This is a genomic window from Streptomyces echinoruber (genome assembly GCF_014651135.1).
Taxonomy (GTDB): domain Bacteria; phylum Actinomycetota; class Actinomycetes; order Streptomycetales; family Streptomycetaceae; genus Streptomyces; species Streptomyces echinoruber.
On the sequence record NZ_BMWH01000011.1, the window covers coordinates 49943 to 71797 of the forward strand.

At 69.4% G+C, this 21855-nt stretch carries 8 protein-coding genes and 1 pseudogene; 3 read left to right on the forward strand and 6 right to left on the reverse strand.

Annotated features, from left to right (window positions below; all coding sequences use genetic code 11):
- The first annotated feature begins 12 nt into the window (after nucleotides 1-12).
- The gene (locus IE225_RS15030) at nucleotides 13-1032 is read left to right on the forward strand and encodes an LAETG motif-containing sortase-dependent surface protein (protein WP_190058007.1); all 1020 of its coding nucleotides are present in this window, start codon (nucleotides 13-15) and stop codon (nucleotides 1030-1032) included.
- Nucleotides 1033-1222: 190 nt separating this feature from the next.
- Here the strand turns inward: IE225_RS15030 and IE225_RS15035 are convergent, their stop codons facing one another.
- The 3 genes from IE225_RS15035 to IE225_RS15045 all read right to left on the reverse strand — a co-directional run bounded on the left by IE225_RS15035 (nucleotide 1223) and on the right by IE225_RS15045 (nucleotide 6038).
- Nucleotides 1223-3043, reverse strand: a complete 1821-nt coding sequence (locus IE225_RS15035) for a GMC family oxidoreductase (RefSeq protein ID WP_190058008.1) — start codon at nucleotides 3041-3043, stop codon at nucleotides 1223-1225.
- A 159-nt stretch (nucleotides 3044-3202) separates the two neighbouring features.
- Entirely contained in the window at nucleotides 3203-4816 is a 1614-nt protein-coding gene (locus IE225_RS15040) for a succinic semialdehyde dehydrogenase (protein WP_190058009.1), read from the reverse strand.
- A 124-nt stretch (nucleotides 4817-4940) separates the two neighbouring features.
- A complete protein-coding gene (locus IE225_RS15045; RefSeq protein ID WP_190058010.1) occupies nucleotides 4941-6038 on the reverse strand; it encodes a serine/threonine-protein kinase in 1098 nt (365 codons plus the stop codon).
- Nucleotides 6039-6381: 343 nt separating this feature from the next.
- On the opposite strand from IE225_RS15045, the gene IE225_RS33750 reads away from it, so the two are divergent.
- Both IE225_RS33750 and IE225_RS15055 read left to right on the forward strand, forming a co-directional pair.
- Nucleotides 6382-8418 (forward strand): glycosyltransferase family 2 protein, encoded by a 2037-nt coding sequence (locus IE225_RS33750; RefSeq protein ID WP_268249998.1) that lies wholly within the window; start codon nucleotides 6382-6384, stop codon nucleotides 8416-8418.
- 48 nt (nucleotides 8419-8466) lie between these two features.
- Nucleotides 8467-8649 (forward strand): annotated as a pseudogene (locus IE225_RS15055) (site-specific integrase); the annotation flags it as partial.
- A gap of 640 nt (nucleotides 8650-9289) precedes the next feature.
- On the opposite strand, the gene IE225_RS15060 reads toward IE225_RS15055, so the two are convergent.
- The 3 genes from IE225_RS15060 to IE225_RS15070 all read right to left on the reverse strand — a co-directional run bounded on the left by IE225_RS15060 (nucleotide 9290) and on the right by IE225_RS15070 (nucleotide 21481).
- Nucleotides 9290-16270: an RHS repeat-associated core domain-containing protein gene (locus IE225_RS15060; protein ID WP_190058011.1), complete on the reverse strand. Its 6981-nt coding sequence runs from the start codon at nucleotides 16268-16270 to the stop codon at nucleotides 9290-9292.
- An 82-nt stretch (nucleotides 16271-16352) separates the two neighbouring features.
- Nucleotides 16353-19895, reverse strand: coding sequence for a LamG-like jellyroll fold domain-containing protein (locus IE225_RS15065; protein ID WP_229879575.1), 3543 nt, complete (start codon nucleotides 19893-19895; stop codon nucleotides 16353-16355).
- Between the two features lie 107 nt (nucleotides 19896-20002).
- Nucleotides 20003-21481, reverse strand: a complete 1479-nt coding sequence (locus IE225_RS15070; protein WP_229879576.1) for an integrin alpha — start codon at nucleotides 21479-21481, stop codon at nucleotides 20003-20005.
- Between the last annotated feature and the right edge of the window lie 374 nt (nucleotides 21482-21855).

Here is a 21855-nt window from a genome sequence, read left to right on the forward strand (position 1 = left end):
CCCGAGGTCTTCATGAAGCTTCGCCGTGCTCTGGCCGCCGCCGCCATGACGGCTGCCATTGCCCCGCTCGCGCTGTCGGCGCCGGCTGCGTTCGCCGAGGAGTCGCCGAGTGACTCGCCGACCGCGTCGGTGTCGGAGTCGACGTCCGAGTCCGCGTCGGCGTCGAGCACCGAGACCACCGAGCCGACCAGCAGCGAGTCGGCGTCCACCACCCCGTCCGCCTCCGCGTCCGAGTCGGCCTCCGAGTCCGCGTCGCCCTCCGCCAGCACCTCGGCCTCCACCTCGCCCTCCGGCACGCCGTCGGAGTCGGCCGAGCCGACCGAGGAGCCCTCCGACTGCCCGGTCGACGAGGACGGTGTCGACCCCGAGTCCGCGCTGTCGCTGGAGGTCTCCGGCCTGCCCGGCAAGATCGTCGCGGGCAGTGGCTGGCACAACTTCACGCTGACCGCCGCCAATCACAGCGACAAGGCGCTGGGCGACGTCCAGTGGCTGGCGATCGTCGACAACTACTCCGAGAGCGACAACGAGAAGGACTGGCTGAGCACCTACGCCCAGCTCGAGTACTTCAACCCCCAGACCAAGGCCTGGGAGTCCCTCGCCGACGACATCGGCAACGGCGTGTACTTCGGTCAGACGGAGCTCGGCGCCAAGGAGACCGTCGACATCAAGCTGCGCGTCAACATCAGCGCCAAGGCGCCGGCCGGTGACGGCTACACCATCGGCCTGGGCGGCTACCTGGACGAGGAGAAGAACTGCGTCCACAGCTCCTTCGCCGTGTACGAGTTCACCGTCCTGCCGGCCGGCAGCAGCAACGACAACCCCGGTGAGGCCAAGCCGGGCAAGGGTGACAAGCCGGCCGGCGGCAAGCAGCCGCAGGGCGGCGCCGAGGAGATCCCGGCCACCGGCAGCCTCGCCGAGACCGGCTCCAGCTCCGCCCTGCCGATGATCGGCCTGGTCGGCGGCGTCGCCGTCGTCGCCGGTGCCGGTGCCGTGTTCGTCGTGCGTCGCCGCAAGGCGGGCTCGGAGGCGTAAAGGCGGTCGCGGAGGCGTGAGCGTCCGCGGCGGCACCGCCCGCCCATAGGGCACCTGCAAGACAGCGGAAGAGGGACCTGCGCTCAGGAGGGGGGCACAGGTCCCTCTTTCCGTGTCCGGCACCCGGCTCTACGGCTCTACGGCTCCCTAGGGTTCTCTGCGGCTTTCCACCGCTTGTTACGACTACGCGCTACCGCTTCTTCGGCGGCACCTCCGGTACCGCCACGAACGGCAGCCGCAGTGCGCCGAAGGCGTTCGCCGGGACCGCCGGCGCCTTCGGCTCCACCGGGGCGAGACGCACGTACGGCTCGCCCTGGGCCGGGCGCGGGTCGGGCTCGCCCTTGTTGGGCCACAGCGCCATGGCCCGCTCGGCCTGCGCGGTGATGGTCAGCGACGGGTTGACGCCCAGGTTGGCGGAGACGGCGGCGCCGTCCACGACGGAGATCCCGGGGTGGCCGTAGAGCCGGTGGTAGGGGTCGATCACGCCGGTCTCCCGGGAGGAGCCGATGGGGCAGCCGCCGAGGAAGTGCGCGGTGAGCGGGGTGCCCATCAGTTCGCCGACGTTGGAGCCGGGGAAGCCGTTGATGGACTCGGCCAGGGCGGAGGCGGCCTGGGAGGCGGCCCTGATCTGCTTGGGGTTGGGGGCGCCGTGCCCCTGGCGTGCGGTCAGCAGGCCCCGGCCGACGCCGGACGGCTTCAGGTACGTCGTCAGGGAGTTGTCCAGGGACTGCATCACCAGGCCGATGATGGTCCGCTCCGACCAGCGGCGCACGGAGAGGGAGCGGAGCAGGAGCAGCGGGTGGCGGGCGGCGTTGGCGAGCCAGGCCAGGAGCCTGGATTGGCCGTCGGCGTAGGGGACCTGGAGGATGGACAGGTTGCCCATCGCGTTGGAGCCCTTGCCGTAGCGGACGGGTTCGATGTGGGTGTCGGCGTCCGGGTGGATGGACGAGGTGATGGCGACCCCGCGCGTGAAGTCGACCCTCGGCGCGCCGGTGGCCTTGCGGTAGCGCCGGTCGTCGGTCTGGGCGCCCACCAGCGCCTCGGAGTTGGTGCGGGTCAGCTCGCCCAGCCGGTCGGACAGGTACGGCAGTTGGCCGCCCGCCTTCATGCGGTGCAGCAGGGTCTGGGTGCCGTAGGTGCCGGCGGCGAGGACGACGCGGCGGGCGGTGAAGAGGCGGCCCCTGCCCTTTCTGCGGTCGTCGGTGGGCAGGGTGGCGACGGCGAAGCCGCCGCGGGAGTCCTCGGTGACGGAGACGACCGTGGTCATGGGGTGGACGACGGCGCCGGCCTTCTCGGCGAGGTACAGGTAGTTCTCGTTGAGGGTGTTCTTCGCGCCGTGGCGGCAGCCCGTCATGCACTCGCCGCACTCGGTGCAGGCCCGGCGCGCGGGCCCGGCCCCGCCGAAGTACGGGTCCGGGACCTCCTGGCCCGGCCGCGCCCGCACGCTGCCGTCGGCGTCCTCGCCGTCACCGAAGAACACCCCGACCGGCGCCATGTGGAAGGTGTCGCCGACGCCCATCCGCTCCGCCGCGTCCTTCAGGTGCACGTCGGAGGGGGTCATTGTCGGGTTGAGCCGCACGCCGAGCATGCGGCGCGCCTGGTCGTAGTACGGCCGCAGCTCCTCCTGCCAGTCGGTGATGTCCCGCCACTGCGGGTCGTCGAAGAAGGCCTTCGGCGGTACGTAGAGGGTGTTGGCGTAGTTGAGGGAGCCGCCGCCCACGCCGGCGCCGGCCAGCACCATCACGTTGCCCAGCAGGTGGATGCGCTGGATGCCGTAGAGGCCGAGTTTCGGCGCCCACAGGTAGTTCTTCAGGTCCCAGGAGTTCCTGGGCAGGGTCTCGCGCGTGAAGCGGCGGCCGGCTTCCAGCACGCCGACGCGGTACCCCTTCTCGGTGAGGCGGAGGGCGGAGACGGATCCGCCGAATCCCGATCCGACCACGATGACGTCGTAGTCGTAGTCGTAGTCGTACCCGTCCTCGTCCCGGGTCTGGACGGACTTCTCCTGTGACACGTGCTCTCCTCGTTGAGAACGGGTGCGGTGCGACGTTCTTCGGTTGGACGCCGGCTTCCCTTCGCCGGGGGCTGTTCGCTGGGGGCTGCTCCCCGGGTGGCTGTTCGCCGGGTGACTGCTCCCGGATGACTGCTCGCCGCGGGACTGCTCGCCGGGCGACTAGCGGAAGCGGAACGCCTTCATCAGCTTCAGGCTCCGGGTCATGAACGCCGCGTACCCCGCGTCGTCCATGCCGAGGGCCGGTCCCATGGGCAGCAGCCGCTGGTGGGCGACGGTCTGCGCCTCGGTGTACTTGAGGATGCCCTCCGAGCCGTGCCGGCGGCCCAGGCCGGAGTCCTTCATGCCGCCCATCGGGGACTGCACGCTGCCGTAGGCGGAGGCGTAGCCCTCGTTGAGGTTGACGGTGCCGGTGCGCAGGCGGGCGGCGAGGGCGTGCCCGCGCCGGGCGTCGCGCGTCCACACGGACGCGTTGAGCCCGTACGGCGTGGCGTTGGCGCGCTCCACGGCCTCGTCGTCGTTCGCGAACCGGTAGACGGACACGACCGGCCCGAAGGTCTCCTCCGCGCACACGGCCATGGTCGGCCCGACGCCGTCGAGGACGGTCGGCTCGTAGAAGTAGGGGCCGATGTCGGGCCGGGCGACGCCGCCGGCGAGCACCTTCGCGCCCTTGGCGACGGCGTCCTCGACGTGTGCCTCGACGGCCTTGAGCTGCCGTTCACCGGCCAGGGAGCCCATGTCGGCGCCGTAGGCGAGGGCGGCGCCGAGGCGCAGCGCACGGGTGCGGGCGAGGAACCGCTCCAGGAAGGCGTCGGCGACGGACTCGTGCACGAACAGCCGCTCCACGGAGATGCACAGCTGCCCGGCGGAGGAGAAGCAGGCCCGCACCGCGCCGGCCGCGGCCTTGTCGAGGTCGGCGTCGTCGAGGACCAGCAGGGGGTTCTTGCCGCCGAGTTCGAGGGAGACGCCGATCAGGCGGGCGGCGGCGCCCTGGGCGACCTCGCGGCCGGTGCGGGTGGAGCCGGTGAAGGAGACGTAGTCGGCGTGCCGGACCACCTCGGGTCCGACGACCGGTCCGTCGCCGAGCACGATCTGGAAGGCGTCGGCGGGCAGTCCGGCCTCGACCAGCAGGTCGCGGGCCCACATCGCGGTCAGGCAGGTCTCCGTGTCCGGTTTCATCACGACCGCGTTGCCGGCGACGAACGCGGGCAGGGCGTCGCCGACGGAGAGTTCCAGCGGGTAGTTCCAGGGGGCGATCTGGCCGACGACCCCGCGCGGGTGGCGCAGCTCGGTGACCTTCGTCAGGCCCGGTACGGCGCCGGCGTGCCGCTTCGGCCTCAGGTAGGCGGCGGCGCGGCGGCCGTAGTGGCGGGCGGCGACCGCGACGGCCTGCACCTCCTCGTGCGCGTGCAGCCGCGCCTTGCCGGTCTCCAGCTGGACCAGGTCCAGCACCTCCGCCTGCCGGTCCAGCAGCAGGTCGTGGAAGCGCAGCAGGACGGCGGCGCGCTGCCGTACCGGGGTCCGCTCCCACACGGTCTGTGCCGCGCGGGCCCGTTCGAAGGCGGCGGCGACGTCCTCGGGGGTGGACTCGGGCACGTCGGCCAGCTTCTCCCCGGTGAACGGCGTGTGCACGGCCGTACGACCGGACCCGGTCACCCCCTTGGTCAGGTGCGCGACGAGCTGCGGCGTGACCACGTCGGCGGCGGTACGGGCGCCCTCGGGGGCGGGGGCGAGCGGGTTGGTGCCGGTCTTCTGCGGCGCCTGCGTGTCCGTCATGACGCGCAGGGTAGGCCGTGCCGGTGGCTTTGTGTACCCGTCGGTAACGCGGTTTCACGGACCGCTCACACGCCGCCAGTGAACGCTGGCAGCGAAGCCGCTGATCAGGGCATTGGCCGCGCTGCTACAGGCCGAGCAGGGAGAGGAGGGTACGGAGGGGGGTACGGGGTCGCGGCGGGGCGGGCGAAGCCGGCTCGACGGGCCGCACGTCGCCGACGCCCGGCCCTACGTCGTCACCGCCCGGCCCTACGTCGTCACCGCCCGGCCGGGTGGCCGCGGGCCCGGGTGCGGACGAAGGCGCCACCCGCCGCCCGGCTGCTTCGACGGCCACCCCCTGCCCGGCTGCCCCTTGCCCGGCTGCTCCTTGCCCGGCTGTTCCTTGCGCGGCCGCCGGTCCGGCCGCCTCCTCCCCGACCGCCACCGGTCCGACTGTCTCCTCCCCCGCCACCCCCGCCACCCCCGCCAGCACCGCCGCGGCCTCCGCCGGGTCGGGGCGCCGCTCGGGGTCGGATGCGAGCAGCCGACCGACGAGGGCGCCGAGCGGTTCGCCGGCGTCCGGCGCCTCGGCACCGCGACCGGGCGGCCGCCCCCGCAGGGCGGTGTGCAGCAGCGCCCCCAGTGACCACAGGTCGGACTCCGGCCCGGCCACCCTGGTCCCGGAGGACCCGGAGGCCCCGGACAGCCGCTCCGGCGCGAGGAAACCGCCGTCCCGCGCGGGCGGTCCGGAGGCGATGCCGAAGTCGGTGACGACGACGCGCCCGGTGCCGGACTCGATCAGCACGTTCTCCGGCCGCAGGTCCCGGTGCACGATCCCCACGGCGTGCGCGGCCCGCAGGGCCCCGAGCACGGCGAGCCCGACACGGGCGGCCTCGGCGGGATCGAGGGTCCCGCGGCGCAGCACGTCGCGCAGGGACTCCCCGGGCACGTACTCCGTCACGATCCACGGCATCCCGTCCTCGACGACGACGTCGTGGATCCGCACCGCGCAGGGATGCCCGACCCGGGCGGCGGCCCGAGCCTCGTGCTCCAGTCGGTGCGCGGCCCGCCGGTACTCCTCGTCCTCCGGCCTCCCGGGCAGACGCGGTTCCCGGACGGCGACCTCCCGCCCGTCCTCCTCGTCGTACGCCCGCCACACGGCGCCCGTCTCCCCGACCCGCCGCCGCAGCCGGTACCGGCCGCCGATGAGCCGACCGCCGGACGCCTGTTCCCCACCGCCACTCATGCACCATGACTACCCTGTGGAACGCGCCCTTGTCGATGCGACAACGCTCCAGTGGCCAAAGGAAGTTGACAGGTCGCAGACACGACCTCCCCCGACGGCGGAACCCGGCCCGCCACCGCCCTGCCCGCTCGCGGCCACCGACGACCACGACCACGACCACCGGCAAAAGTCCCTTACCGAGCCGTCGTCACGAATCCGGCGAACTCACTCCGCACACACAGCCGATTCATACCTAAAGCCCGGATACGTCATGGTATCTTCACATCCCGTTCGGCATCTCGCCCGCAAGTGGGGCACTCGCAGGACCGGGGCGTGCACGGAGATCCGCACCGGACGTGCCCCCGTGACCCCCTGGAGAAAGACGACGATGCTCGGCCCGACGGTTTCGGTGATTGTCGCCGCCTACAACGCGATGCCCTATCTGACGCGGTGCATCACGTCGGTGGCCGAACAGACCATCGGCCGGGACGCGTTGGAGGTCATCGCCGTCGACGACGGCTCGACCGACGGCACCGCGGCGGAGCTGGAGCGACTGGCGAAGGAGTATCCGGGACTGCTGCGGGTGGTGCGGCAGGAGAACTCCGGCGGACCGGCCGCGCCCCGCAACAAGGGACTCGACCTGGCGCGCGGCACGTACGTCTTCTTCCTGGACGCGGACGACTACTTGGGCCCCGAGGCGCTGGAGCGCATGGTCGCCGCGGCGGAGGGGAACGGCACCGACGTCGTCCTCGGCAAGATGGTCGGTGTCGGCGGGCGGCAGGCGCCGACGTCGATGTTCCGGCGCAACCAGCCGAAGACCGACGTGTTCTCGTCCCGCGTGTACTGGACGCTCAGCCCGATGAAGCTGTTCCGCCGCGAACTGGTGGAACGGCACGGGCTGCGCTTCCCCACCGACCTGGCCACCGGCGAGGACCAGCCGTTCGTCGCGGCGGCGTACCTGCACGCGTCGGGCATCTCGGTGGTGGCCGACTACGACTGCGTGTTCTGGGTGATGCGGGAGGACGAGAACAACCTCACGCGCCGCACCTCGGGCGCCGAGCCCCGCCTGCGCTACCTCGCCCGCATGGTGGAGTTCCTCGTCGAGAACGTCCCGGCCGGACCGAACCGCGACCACCTGGCGCTCCGTTACCTGACGGTCGAGGTGCGCACCCTCGTCCGCAGTCACCTGCCGCTGGAGCCGCGCGAGTCGCAGCACAAGACGCTCGCCCGGCTGGCCGAGATCATCGACCCGCTGTGGCACGAGGGCATGAACGACCGGCTCGTGGCGATGGCCCGGCTGCGGCTGCACCTGATCCGGCACCGGATGCTGGACGAGGTTCTCGAACTCGCCCGTTTCGAGGAGGAGTCCGAGCGGAGCGACGTCGCCACCCCGGTCCTTGTGGAGGGCGGCCGCGCCTACGCCCGCTACCCCTTCTTCCGCGACCCCGCCCGCGCCGTCCCCGACGCCTGCTACGACGTCACCGACCAGCTCGGCACCCGCCACCACGTCCACCGCGCCGAACTGCGCGGCACCACCCTGCACCTGGCCGGCCACGCCTACCTCCACCGCGTCGAAACCCGCGACGTCACCACCCACCTCCTGCTGCGCGAACGCAACCGCGGCACCGAATACCGCCTCCCCGTCACCCACACCCCCACCCCCCACCTCGGCACCGACGAAGACCACGGCCGCTACACCTACGACCACGCCGGCTTCGACGCCACCGTCGACCTCGCCACCGCCGCCAACGGCACCCCCCTGCCCGACGGCCTGTGGGACATCTCCCTCACCATCGGCACCCAGGGCATCACCCGCGAAGTCCGCATCGGCAGCAAACGCGCCGAACACCTCCCCGGCACCCCCACCACCCACCTCCTCACCGGACTCGGCGACCAGCCACGAGCCGTCACCCTCTACACCACCAAGCCCCACGGCAACTACACCCTCGACATCGGCGAGAACAAACACCCCGTACGCCGCCACCTCACCCTCGACACCCCACGCTGGTCCGCCGGCGAACCGACCGTCCTGGTCATCGAAGGGCACAACACCCTCGCCACCTACCCCGAGAACGCCCTGACCGCCGTCCTCACCGGCCCCGACGCCACCACCGTCTCCTTCCCCGCCGTACCCGTCGCCCGCACCGACGCCTTCGCGCTCCACATCGACCTGCGGCACCTCACCCCCGGACTGTGGCGCGGCGAACTCCGCCTCGGCCCCTGGAGCGTGCCCCTGCCACCCCTCCCCCAGGACGCCCCGCCCACCAAGTGGCGCCACCACGGCCGACACTGGTACGCCAAACCCGAAACCAACAGGAATGGCAAGCAGTTGACGGTACGCATCGGACGGGTGCAGCCCGTCAGGGGTCTGTTGCGCCGCCTCAAGGCCCTCAAGGGCTGAGACTGCAAACCATGCGCCACTCAGGCCGAACCCGTGGCGTCCGCCAGGCAGGGCGTCGAGCTCGTCGTGGTCAAGGAGCTTCTCGGCCACACCCACATCGGCGTCACCACCACCGTCTACGCCCACGTCCGACTCCGCCTCCAGCGCCAAGCCATCGACACACTGGGCCACGCCCTCGGCCAGACCGACGACGAACCTGACGCCCCATCCGCCGTAGCAGCCGTCCGCTGACGTTGCCGTCAAACGGCTTGGGGCCCCGCCGATTTCGGCGGGGCCCCAAGCCGTTTGACCACCCCAGGAGAAATCTCTATTTTGCCTTCAAATCCCTTGCAGATAAATCCCGATACCGCCTGGACCCGAGAAACTGGGCCACCAACATATCGGATCCGACCGCACAGGCTCACACCCCCCCCCGAAAATTGACATCAGACGAATTACCGCAACGGGATCACCTTAAGAATCATGAAGATCCCGCGTTGACTTCACCCCAAAGCATGCAACGACCGAACTGAATTCTAGATCCAGGAATAGCTGGAAATAATATCCACCTCGATGTCGGTCATCGATAAACCCTAGCGCAAGCTCGGCGCCGTCATAGGAACGAAGCGCATCAAGTGCTTCCGCGAATCCAAGCGAAGGCTGGCCAGAGCGTCGGATTCCACGCCCTCGCCTCTCATAAATTGAGACGAGACGTTGGGTTGCGACACCCTCAGGCCAAATTTCGTAATCGACGCCCGATTCGAGGGCGGTCCGGGAGAGAAGCCGCACTTCATCAGCCCCGGCGAGGAGTTGCGCAAGGCGACTTCTTTCCACGGAACTCTCCAATGAATCTGCGAGCTAGAATGATCTCGTATGATCTCCGAGGAGCGGGTTACCTACCACCGCCTGGCATAAACCATGGCCCCCGGTTGATACTGATCTCTGCACCGTTGATCACCCCACGCAACGCATGCTCCCCCTCCTCATACACTTCATACTCGGTCCCGTGAATTTGAACGTCACTCCCTGCCGGGACACTGGAGTGAGGAATCCGCATCACGATCCCTCCCGGACCAAGCTCCTCGGCCGCGTCAAGAGCTACGCCCTCATAGTCGTGGGTCCATGAAGTGAATTCACTGTCAGTGTTGCCGCCTGCATGCCTGCCCGGGTCAGAGTGACCACCGTGCGGTACAGCGCGCCCTTCCAGGGCATCGTCATATTTCGGATGTCCATTCGGAACTCCCCGATACAGGTAGCCATCTCCTTCATCACAATTGTGAACAAGGATCGGCGCGGCCCCCGCCAGCACATAGTACGTGTGCAGAGCACTGACGGTGAGGTTGTGGACGGTGGCGTCCGGGCTCGTCCACCGCTCGACCGCTGTGATCTGGACCCGCGTGCCGGCGCTCGTGCGGAGCCACTCGCCCGACTTCAGGTGCGTCGCCTCGATCCACGCGTCGAGTTCCGGCACCCAGAAGGGGTGTCCGTCCGTCGCGGTGACGGACGCGGTCTTCCGGCCCTTCTTGCCGTCGGCGTCGATCGTGACCTTGACGAGGTGCTTGAGTCCCTTGCCCTTGATCTCGGCGGTGACCGTCTCGACCTTGGTCTTGCCCGTTTCGGGGTCGGTCGCCAGGACCTTGTCGCCTATGTCGACGTCCGCGATCCGCTTCGACGTCCCGTCGGCCATGAGCACCCGCGTATCGGGGGTAAAGCTGTTGCACGCCTTGGCCGCCCGCTCGGCTGCCTCCGCGGCCTTCCTGCTTCGCCGCCAGTCCTTGAAGCCCTCCCACAGCTTCTTGCCCAGCCCGACGATCCGCTTGCCCAGGGCGATCGCCTTGTCGACGCGGTACCAGTACTTCGAGACCAGCCGTGCCGCCGGGCCGCCGCCGATGAGCGACGAGACCACGTTCACCGCGGTCGCCCCGCAGGAGCCCAGGCTTCCCGTGGTGAAGCAGTCCAGGGCGTCCGTGATGCCGAGTTCGTCGGCGATGATCTTGGCGAGTTCCTTGGCGATGGCGATGGCGCGCTTCTTGGCCGCGTCCTCCTTGGCCCGGGCCTCGTCGGCCTTGGCCTTGGCGGCCGTGTAGGTGCCGCTGCCGGCGGTGCCGCTCCCGCCACCGCCTCCGCCACCGCCGGACTTCTTGGTGCCGTCGTGGCTGGAGCCGTCGTACTTGTCGGAGCCGGGGTCGTTCTCCGGCTTGTAGGTGCCGTAGGTGCCGTTGCTGCCGGAGCAGAAGTGGACGGGGCCGCAGCTCTCCAGGCCCGTCGGATCGCTCTCGCTGACAGGGCTGTTGTTGGCGTACGCGTAGCCGTTGATCTGCTGCGGGTCGTTGTAGTCGATGATCGGGTCGGCCGAGAGGAAGCGGCCTGTGTCCGCGTCGTACTCCCGGGCCCCGAGCGTGGTCAGGCCCGTGGATTTCTGGATGGTGCCGCCGACGAAGCCCTTGTCGTTGACCCAGCCGGACGAGGAGGAGGCGGACTCGTCGCGCGGGTTGCCGAAGGGGTCCATGCGCCGGCGGGTGGTCTGGCCGGTCTTGGCGTCGACGGCGATCTCCGCCGTGCCCTGGTGGTCGGCGGCCAGGAAGTGGACGCCGTCCGCCTCCCGCATGGCGACCGTGAGGCCGCCGAAGGTGTAGTACCGGGTCGCCGTCACCTTGGACGTGGCCTTGTCCAGGTGGAGCTCCATGCCGGGGAGGTAGAACGTCTTCTCGCCGGGCGCGTCCCGCAGGATGCGGTCCCCCGAGACGGCGTCGTAGGTGTACGACGTCACCGTTCCGTCGGCGTTCGTCACCTTGGTGAGCTCGCCCTGTTTGTCCCATTCCAGGGTCTGGGTGTCGCCGTCCAGGACGCGGGTGCGGGTGTTGCCCGACGCGTCGTAGGTGTACGTGTTCTGGGAGGTGACCTGCGGCGTGGTGCCGGTGGCCTCGGTCTTCTGCACCACCGACGCCACCGTGTGGGGCCCGGAGTCCGTGCCGTTCGGCCCGGAGCCCTTGCCGTAGGTGTAGGTGCGGCTCGAGGTCGCCGCGCCGTTCAGGCCGTGTCGCACCTCGCTGGTGCGGTTGCCGAGCGCGTCGTAGCCGTACTCGGTCCAGTAGGGGGAGACGCCGCCGACCGTCGTGGACGACGGTCCCGAGGAGCAGGCGGTCTCCGTGGCACCCGTGCCCGACGCCCCGCCGGCCTGGGCCGACGAGGTCCAGGCCGTCGTCAGGCGCCGCAGGCCGTCGTAGGCGAAGCACTGGACGTCCTTGGTGCCGCCGCTGGGGGTGTCGGCGATCGAGAGGACGTTGCCGGCCGCGTCATAGGTGTAGTGCGCGTCGTAGGCGGCGCCGGCGGCTCCCTCCACGTCCACACGGGAGTTGGTCAGCCGGTCGGTGCCCCGTTCGAAGGAGTTGGTGATCCACGTCTTGCGGGAGGAGGTGTCGCCGGTGGACAGCTCGACCTGCTCCAGGTTCGACGTCGGCGAGTACGTCGCGTCGGTCACGTAGCTGCCGCCGCCGAGTGACGTCTTGAGACCGACCGGGCGCTGCAGTTCGTCGTACGTGTACGTCAGCGCCTCCGCCGGCAGGTCACCCGCCGCCGGCAGGCCCTGCCCCTGGACCGTGGCGTCCCGGTTGTACTGGGCGGTGAACTCGTAGGTGCCGCCCAGTTGCGGTTCGGCGGTCTTGGAGAGGTAGTACTTCGTCGAGGTCGGCTTGTAGTCGTTGTCGGCGTCGAGGACCGGGTAGGTCACGGACGCGTAGACGGCGCCGTCCTTGTAGGTGTAGGTGCCGTACAGCTCGCCCTTGGCGACCGTGTCGTACTTGGTCACCGACAGCTTGGTGCCGGTGTCCGGCTCGCCCTGCCAGGTGGACACGGCACGGCCGAGTTCGTCGTACTTCGTCGACGTCTTGTTGCCGCGGTTGTCCGTCACGGACGTCCGGCGGTCCAGCGCGTCGTACGTGTACGTCGAGGTGCCGGTGTCCGGGTCGACCGCCTTCACCTGGCGGCCCAGCTGGTCGTAGGTGTAGGTCCACGTGTTGCCCGCGGTGTCGGTGACCTTCGACAGCTGTCCGGCCGGCGTGTAGCCGTACGAGGTGGTGACGGGGTCGCCGCCGGCCGGGTACTCGATGCGGGTCGTCACCCGGTCCCGGGCGTCGCTGACGACCGTGGTCTTCACTCCGCCGGACGGCGGGGTGGTGGTGACCCGGTCGCCGCCGTAGGTGTACGTGGTGCGGTACTTCTCCGTGCCCTGCACCTCGAACACGGAGGCCGTGACCCGGCCGGCGCCGTCGTACCGCGTCACCGTCTGCGCGTCGAGGTCGGCGTCGACGGGCTGGAACAGCGTCGAGGAGGGTGCGCCGGAGACGTAGTAGGTGTCGTTGACCTTCACGACGCGGCCCGAGCCGTCGTAGAGGGTGTCCGCGACCATGCGGCCGCCGCCGGGGCCCTCGGTCTGCTCCTGCCGGGGCCTGAGCAGGCCGTCGTACAGGGACCACTCGCTGCTGTACGACGTGCCGTCGCTCTCGATCTTCTGGGTGCGGACCGCGGTAGGACCGTCGTCGTCCCGGACCAGGTACTCGTACTTGAGGGACGGCGTGAGCCCGGAGGACTTCGGCCGGTCCGGGAGCCAGACCGACACCAGCCGCCCGAGACCGTCGTAGGCGAGGTCGGTCCGCTTTCCGTTCTGGTCGGTCTTCGCGCTGGGCAGGCCCCACTGCGGCGCGTACTCGGTCGACATGGTCCAGCCGAGCCGGTTGGTCACCGTGGACTTCGTCGCGAGGCCGTAGGTGTCCGTGTAGGTCGTGGAGGAGGTGTACGCGGTCGAGGAGGACGCGGTCTCCGCGTCCTTGACCACCAGCGGGCGGCCGTAGTCGTCGTACGTCGTCACCGCGGTCGTCTGGTACGTGGCCGTGGTGCCGTTGTGGGCGGACAGCCGTTTCACGGTGGTCACGTCGCCCTTGGTGGGGGCCGCGCCGAGCACCGTGGAGCCGTCGTAGTAGGTCAGGTCGTCGGAGATGACCTGGGTGGCGCGGTCGGGTGCGGTGGCGCAGTCGACCGCGACCTTCTCCACCCGGGACACGTACGTGTACAGGTGCAGGCTCGCGTTGTCCGCGTACTGCGTGCGGGTGCACTGGTTGTCGGCGACGCCGACCTCGCCGTCGTCGTCGACCTGGGTCTCCCGGCCGGTGGCGCTGTCGTACGTCGTCGTGGACCTGGTGTGCCGCCAGCCGCCGGCCGTGAGCGCCACGTAGGTGTCCGTCGAGCCCTTCTCGACGTAGCGTGCCTTACGAGTGCCCCAGTCCTCGGTCTGGGTCGCGGTCACCGCGGTCCACGGCAGGGTCACGGACTTCTGCGTGATGTCGGAGCCGTTGTAGGTGAGCGTCTCGAGTTCGAAGCCGGCCTTCCAGTCGGAGTCCTCGTAGGACACGCCGTTGGAGTCGGTCACCGTGGCGGAGCGGGTGGTGCCGTCCTTGTCCACGTCGCCGTCGAGCCCGCGGAAGAAGACGTGCTCGGTCCTGGTGTTGGAGGACGAGTTGGTGCCGTCGGACGTCTCCACTCGCACTCTGCCGTAGCCGCGCCAGTCGCCCCAGGTGCGGTATTCCGACTTGGTGATGCCGTCGGGCTTGGTCTTCCGCCAGCCGGCGTCGCCCAGGTAGGTGTAGGTGGTGACCTGGTCGGGGTTCCCGCCGGTCAGGTCGGTCTCGACGACCGACTGGACGACGTACTTGTGGAACCAGTCGGTGATCGGGTCCGCCGCGCCCGGCGGGTTCCACTTCACCGGGAAGCAGCGCACCTTGGAGGAGTCCTCGGCCGGGAGGCTGCTGGTGGTGCACTGGGGATCGGCGTAGTTGACGCTGAGCACACCGCCCGTCTCGTTCTTCACCGCGGCCAGGCGGAAGCGGTAGAACGGCTGGAGGTTGTCGCCGGTCTCGTCGACGCGGTTGGGCAGTTGCTTGCCGTACAGCTCGACGGAGGGGACGGAGACATCGGTGCCCACCTTGCCGGTGTGGCCGATACGGCTGAGCCACAGGGATTTGGAGCCGTCTCCGTTGTCGGTGAAGACGTGGGTGAGGTTCCATTCGTCGACCGGCGTGTACGTCGAGTCGCCGGTGCGGATCTGCGTGGTGACCTTCGTCAGTTTCTTGCGGGTCCAGAAGGTCGGCGAGTTCTGGCCGGGGCACTTGGTGTCCGCCTTGCAGTTCTGGTCCCACGGTACGTCGGGCCAGTCGGCGGCCGTGGAGTCCGTGAGGTCGGAGGCCTCGCAGTCGGTGAGGTCGCCGATGCAGCGCTCGGCGGTGGTGAAGACGACCTGGGCGGCCGGCTTGGTGGAGTACACCTTGCCCGCGCGCTGTCCGTAGTCGATGCGCTTGAGGTAGCCGCCGCGGATGTAGGGCTTGCCGTTCTCTGTGGTCTTCAGTCCCTGCGTGTAGTAGTTCGTCTCCTTGCCGTAGAAGTACGACATGGCGTTGCCGTGCGGGTCGACGACGTAGTCGAGGTTCCAGCGCCAGGCCTGGGTGCAGTAGGCGTCCGCGAAGCCGGCGTTGTAGCAGGGTTCGCCCGAGTCGTCGCCGTAGACGGGGACGGTCCAGGTGGAGTCGGTCTCCTCGTTGCCGCCGGCGTAGCCGGGCAGCCGGTTCAGTCCGAAGTAGTACTGGGTGCCGTCGGCGGTGGTGACCTTCCAGTACTCGCCGTTGTTGTCGCCGTTGGTGGTCCCGGTGAGGTGCTCGACCTTGGCGTTGTCGTCGTCGCTGATGCGCCACTCGCCGGTGCTGTCGTCCTTGACGATCTCGCCGGAGGTGCCGCCTGCCAGCGACAGCGTGGCGTTGTCGTACGCCCAGCACTCGTCGCCGTACGTGGCGTCGTGCCCGTCGTCGGCGCACGGCTTGTAGCTGCGTTCGATGAAGCCGGGCTCGTAGGTGAATCCCTGGCCGATCCACGAACCCTGGTTGTTCGTGGTCGCCGTCTGGCCGTCGATCGACTGGGAGTTGTAGCTCAGGCCCACAGCGGGCTGCAGGCCGCCCGGCACGGGCGGGGTGGTCATCGGGTACGACCACGTGAACGCGCCGGAGTTGGTGTCGACGCCCCACTCGGAGGACGGGGAGAGGCTGGTCGCCTTGTAGTCGCCGTTGTCACCGCCGCTGCTCGCGGTGGCGGCCAGGACGGTGCCGGAAGACGACGAACCGGAGTCCGCGGTGAGGAGCTGGGGGGTCGGCCCCGAGGTGTCGGGTGCCGCCGTCACCGTGGCCGTCAGCGTCTGCTTCTCGGCGTCGTTGCTGCTCTTGATGTACGTCGGTGTCGAGCAGCTCTTCTTCTGGGGCGTCGTGAGGACGCATGCGGGGTATTGGGCCAGCCGCAGTCGGGAGCCGTAGCCGCCTCCGAAGGCGCCGGCGAAGTCCGAGTAGTCCAGGGTGAGCCGGGCGGTGCCCTTCGCGGCCGCTCCGTCGGCACGGGCGACGGTGAACAGGACGCCGTCGATGCCGGCGGTCTCGGCCGCCTTGTGCCCGAGCATGCGGACGCGGACCGACTTCGCCGCCCCGGTGCCCGACGAGGCCTTCACTGTCAGCGGCATGCCGCCGGCTCTGGCCGCTTTCGCGGTGAGCCGGATCTCGGTGCTTGCGGCCTTCGGCCAGTGCGCCGCATCGGCCCGTTTGACCGCCGCCTTCCTCGCCTCGTCGGTCTTCTTGAAGGTTTTCGGCCTGGCGTTGGTGCCCCGGACCGGGTCGTCCAGATTGGTCTGGGTCTTCGGCCTGCTCAGACCGTCGTCGGCCCTTGCCGCGGGGGCGTACTGCGGGAGCAGGCCGATCGACAGGGCGAGCCCCAGCAGCAGTGCCGCGGGGCGGCGACCGGTTCGCCGGGCCGGTCTGGACGACCGGAACCATATGGGCGAGGACATGACATCTCCAGCGATGAGGCAAGGCGGTGGCGGAGGCTTGGATGGGGAGGGCGGCCACGGGCCGCCCTCCCGTTGCGGCGTGCTAGGCCGAGGTCTCGTCGATACTGGCGCCGGCCGGCAGCACCGAGACCAGCGCGACCAGGGAGGCGTCCAGCGGCCCCTGGTACATGCGCACCTCGTCGACGGCGCCGGAGAAGTACTCGCTCGCGGCGGTGCCGTCGCGTGTGCGGCCGACCTGCAGGCTGGTCGTGCTGAAGTCCCAGGTGTTGTCCCAGGGTGCCTTGGCCACCGCGGTGCCGTTGACGTAGAGGAGCACGTCGCCGAAGACCGCGTTGTACACCAGCGCGAGGTGGTCGCCGTCGCCCTGCGAACTCGGTGGGTCAGCGTTGTCGAGGAGGGAGGTGGTCACCGGGGCCGTGGCGTCCGCGCTCGTCACCACTAGCTGCCAACGCCCGCTGGAAGCTTGGTACTTGACACGGATCGCGCTTCCCTTGGTACCCGTCAGGGACAGCACCGTCTCATCGGTCGCCGGTTGCGCGGCGGCGAGCCGGGCGCGCGCGGTGAGCGTGAAGCTGTCCTGCGCGGAGAGCGGCCCCGCGGCCGCACGGGTCGCGTAGGCGTCCGTGCCGTTGAGGAGCAGGTGACCGTTGCCCCACAGTGGTGCGGCCGGGGGCGTGCAGTCCGGATCGGTCTCGGGGTCGCAGGAGTCGTCGGGCACGTAGATGGAGGCGCCTCCGCCCAAGGTCAGGCCGGTGCCGCCCGCCGTCTCCGGCGAGACCCCGGACGCCGCTTCGTCCAACTGCCAGTAGGCCAGCTGGTGGGGCTTGATGCCACCGAGCTCCTGGCCTTCGGTGGGCGGGATCACCCGGTCGTGGATCTTGACGTCGGCGACGCTGCCCTTGAGCGGGGTCGTGTACCCACCGAGGGAGAGCTTGCGGCCGACCTGCACAGCTCCGGTGGCGTTCCACCTGGTGTGGCGGGCCTGCACGTCGTCGGCGACGAGGACCCCGTTGACGTAGAGCATCATCTTGCCGACCTCGGCGTCGTACACCCCGATCAGATGAGTCCAGCTGCCGGCGACGGCCGCCGCGCCCGACACCTTCCAGGTACCGAGCGACTCCATGTCGCTGACGGGGATGCGGAAGGTCCACGACGCGGAGTCCGCGTCGTAGCCGAGTTCGAAACCGGGCTGGGCCGTGCCGTCCTGGCTCACCACGGTCATGTTCTCGGTGGGCACCGTCGGCAGCATCACCCAGGCACTCACGGAGAAGGTGCCGCTGGTGTCCACGGCCGCCTCGCCCGAGTCGAGGTAGGCGTTCGCGGTGCCGTCGAAGGAGGCCGCGGTGTCCGTGGAGCCCAGCGGTCCCTCGACGCCGAAGGTCACGCCGGATCCGGCGGTGGCGTCGGGCGCTCCGCTGCTGCCGGCCGCCTTGGTGGAGCCCCGGGCGTCGCCCAGCGTCCACGCGGCGACGGGCGCACGGCCGTCACTGACCAGGAAGACGTGGCTGGTCGGGGTCTTCTGCGGATTGCCCGCGCCGTCGACGGCCGTGACGTGCAGGACGTAGGTGCCCTCGCTCGGCGGCATCCAGGAGATGGTCGCCGGGCCGCCCGTGGACTCGGCGGGCACCGTCTTCTTCGTGTTGTCGGCGTGCGGGCCGGTGAAGTAGTAGGTGTACTTCGTCACGTCGGCGGAGGGCGAGTCCATGGTGAAGCTGCCATAGTCGCCGACGCCCGCGTGCCAGGTCTCGTCGTCCGGGTACCGGGCCGAGGTGACCGTCGCCGCCTTCGGCTTGGTGGTGTCGTAGATGAACTCGCAGCGGGTCTGGTCGCCGTCGGTGGACCAGGGACCGTACGACTGCTGGTCATAGCCTCGCACTGCCCAGGAGACGACGGTGTTCTGCGGAACGATGAAGCCGGCCTCGCCGTCACCCGAGATGTCGCTGCCGATGGTGTAGAAGAACGTGGCCACGCCGGTCTGGTCGCTCCACTCCGCGTCCACGGTGCTCTTCTTGGCCGTCGTCGCGTAGTGCGTGACCGTATTGCCGGAGCCGTCGGTCCACCACACCTTGAACTGCGCCTGCAGCGTCTCGGAGTTGGATCCGGTGTCACCGTGGTCGTAGTCCCGGATGACGGCGGACACCCGCGGCGCCTCGGTCACATAGTGCTCGGTGGCGTGGCCGTACTCGCACGTGTCGCCCGGCTTCATCTGCAGGTCGTCCTGGTCGGGCTGCAGGGGCGGCCGGTTGTAGGTGACCTCGAGATGCGCGTTGCCGCAGAAGCGCTTCCAGTAGGAGGTGTCGGACTCGCTGCCCGCCTTCAACCGGAAGGTGGTGGTGTCCCAGCCGTTGTCGGCGGCCTTCTGGACGGTGCCCGTCACGCCGAAGCGCACGTTCTGGTTGGTCGAGGTGCAGGAACCCGCGGTGTCCGTCGGGGACTTGGAGGCGATGGTCTCCTTCGACGACGGCTGGTTCGACCAGTTCGTCGACGAGCTGATCGCACTCGCGCCCGTGCTGTTGACCCGTGCGAGCTGCACCTCGCGTGCGGAGGAGCTGTAGGTGTGCACCAGCGTGACGGCGAACTCGGCGCTGACGATGTCCTTGCCCTTGAAGCCGCCGGTCGGAATCGCGAAGAACTGGCGCTTGACGTCGTCGGAGCTGGAGCAGCGGTACGACACGTCGGACGGGCAGCGGCCCACGCCCTCGTCGTCGTCGAACTTCCAGAACTCGGCGCTCGGGTAGTGCGAGGACACCATGGTCCAGCCGCTGCGGTTGGCGGTCTTGACCACCGGGTCGATGTACACGGGGTAGACCGTCTCGTCGTCGGTGAGCAGATCCACGTCGGGCTTGAGGGTCATGGTCTGCGACGAGAGGTCCACAGCGACGTCGGCGACCTGGGCACCGTCCGGTGGCGTCTGCGCGCTCTCCGCCTGCGCGGACGGCTGCGGGGAGGTCTCGGCATGGCTCGAGTCCCACATCACCGGCTGCGGCGCCTCGAAGACGATTCCGCCGGAACCGCTGTCGGTGGCGGTCAACCCGCCTTCGGCGGTCTCCCTCAACTTCAGGGACGTCGTTTCGACCGGAAGGCGGAGCTCGGTGAGTTCCGGATTCCGTGCCGCTTTCGCGTTCCTGACGACCAGGACGTGCGAGAACCCTTCCGCGCTCGCGGTGACGGCGAGGTCGACACCCGGCAGAACGTTCGCGTACGTGGCCGTGGAGCCCTCGACCTTGGGCTTGGGCAGCCGGTCCGGCCAGTCGAGGGACAGCGTACGGCCGTCCTTCTCGATCTCGGCGAACGTCGTGTCACCGCCGCCGGAGAACGACATGGCGGTGAGCGCGGCCCGGGGCGCGTAGGTGCCGTTCTTCTGCTCGACGAGGGTGGTGTCGATCTGCGTCCACTTGCCGTTCTTGCGGGTGCGAACGGGCTGCACGTACTGGGTGGTCGTGAAGGTGCCGTCGGGATTGGCGACGGTGGTGCTGTCCTCGTCACGCAGGTTGAGCACTTCCACCGGTCTGCCGGTCTTCTCGGCCCTGGCCTGCGCGGCGGACTCGGTGAGCACCGGGGTGTCGTCGGCCGTGGCCGTGCCGACCGCGGCAGGGGCCGGGTGCGCGGCGGGCAAGCCGCTCATTCCGGTCGCCAGGAGGGCGGCGAACACGGTGGCGATGGCGGCGGTACGGTGTCTTCCGCTCTTTCTCCGTCTCATCGGCCCTTGCTTCCCCCTTCTCGCGACGCCGCTCATCCCACGACTCCGAACGCCACGCCGTCATCGGGGAGACCGCCGGATCCGGGCTTGTACGTGGTCGTACCCGTACTGGTAGTTCCGTCGATGTCCGTCCACGGCATGACATAGAGTGCGCCCCTGGGGGTGTCGGGCGCCTTGCTGTAGGGAACCCCCAGATAGAGGCTGGTGGCCCCGGAGGTCATCGCGATTCCCGCGTAATCACGAGGCGCAGCCGTACCGGGCAGGACGCTCGAGCCCCGGGCCAAGATCTTGTCGTTCGTACCCACAGAGGCGTCCAGCGGCCGGAAGACCTGCACGACGCCCGCGTCCTGGACGGAGCCCACGTCCCGCCCCGGGATGCCGACGGCGAGCCGCACCGTTGCGGTGCTGGTGACGACGCTCGTGTTGGTGTTGGCGATGGTGACGCGCTGCCCGAAGAAGTCCCCCTGGCTCTCCACGCCGTCCACACCGTCGGTCTTCGCATCGATCCCTGCAATCAGTGAGTACGCACCAGAAGGCTGGATACGCACCACCGTCACGCTTCCCGCGTCCGTTACGCCGTCGATGTCCTCGCCCGGGGTACCGACAGCCAAAAGGGCATCGGAGTTGTACGTCTGGTCGCCGGGCCGGTAGCTCGTCATGGAGATCGAGGTGCCGAAAGCGTCTCCGGCTTCTGCAACGCCGGGAATCGCATCGCCCGTGGTCCCCTGGCCGATGCCGGCAAGCGGAGTGGGCAGACCGTTGGTGAGAGTGTGGCTGAAGACCGTGACGCCGCCGGCGAATTCTTCGTCGCCTATGGCCTCTCCTGGTCCGCCGACGGCGAAGTAACGGTTTGTACCAGCTATCGAGTAGCCGAAGCGGTCATGGGCTTCCACCACCCCGGGCACACCATCGTCCTTCTCGGAGACCGTAACCGTCGTCGTCCCCTGGACATAGGTGATGGCACCCGCATCCGTGTAGGTCTTGCCGTCCTCGGCCGTGACGTTCTCCCCCGGAGCACCGACTACGAGGTAGGGCGTTCCACTCGCCGTCTCACCCGCTCGCAGGGCGAAGCCGAACCAGTCGAAAGCTTCTGTCGTCGTATGAGAGTCGAGCCCAGCCTGGCTGTACCCCTCGATTCGGGAACCGGCGCCGATACCGGTGGGCGTACCGTGGATGACATAGACGGCTCCTGCGTCCACCAAATTGGCGCCGTCCTTGCTGATGTCCTCGTAGGGAGCGCCGACCACCAGGTCCGAGCACCCGTCTCCGTCCACGTCGTAGGACGTGCGGGAGAGACCGAAGCGGTCGCTCACCTCCGGCGCCGCGGGCATGCCGCTGGTGGCCTGCGAGATCTCGGAGACGCCCTTGCCGCCACCCAGGACGACGCGCACCAAGCCTGCGCCCCTGACCCCGTTCACCGTGGCTTCCGGATCCGCGATGACCGTGTCGACCAGCCCGTCACCGTTGAAGTCGGTCGCGGTTCCTCCGGTGCATGTGGCGGCGGCCGACACTTGAGGCAGTCCCCCCGGAACGGCCCCCACGGTCACTGCGCAAGCACCTGCGAGAGCGGCCAGCACCCCGGCCAGTCGTGCACGCGTAGGCACACCCCACCCCTGATCCCACCCCGACGAGCACACATAGCCCGTCACAAACGAAGAGTCAAAACCAAAGTGAGCGCAGAGTAAATACAAACCCGATAAGGATTGTCAACCATCAATCCAGGAGTTGGCCGCAGACAGCGAACGCCCCAGGACGCGCCCTCTGCACCTTCACGCGACACAGGCGCTCAATTCCGACACTCCACCCAGAAGAGGGCGACCTGTTCACATTCCGCGCAACCCCCTCGCCCACTCCAGGAACCTACGACAAGGAGTCACAACAGCGC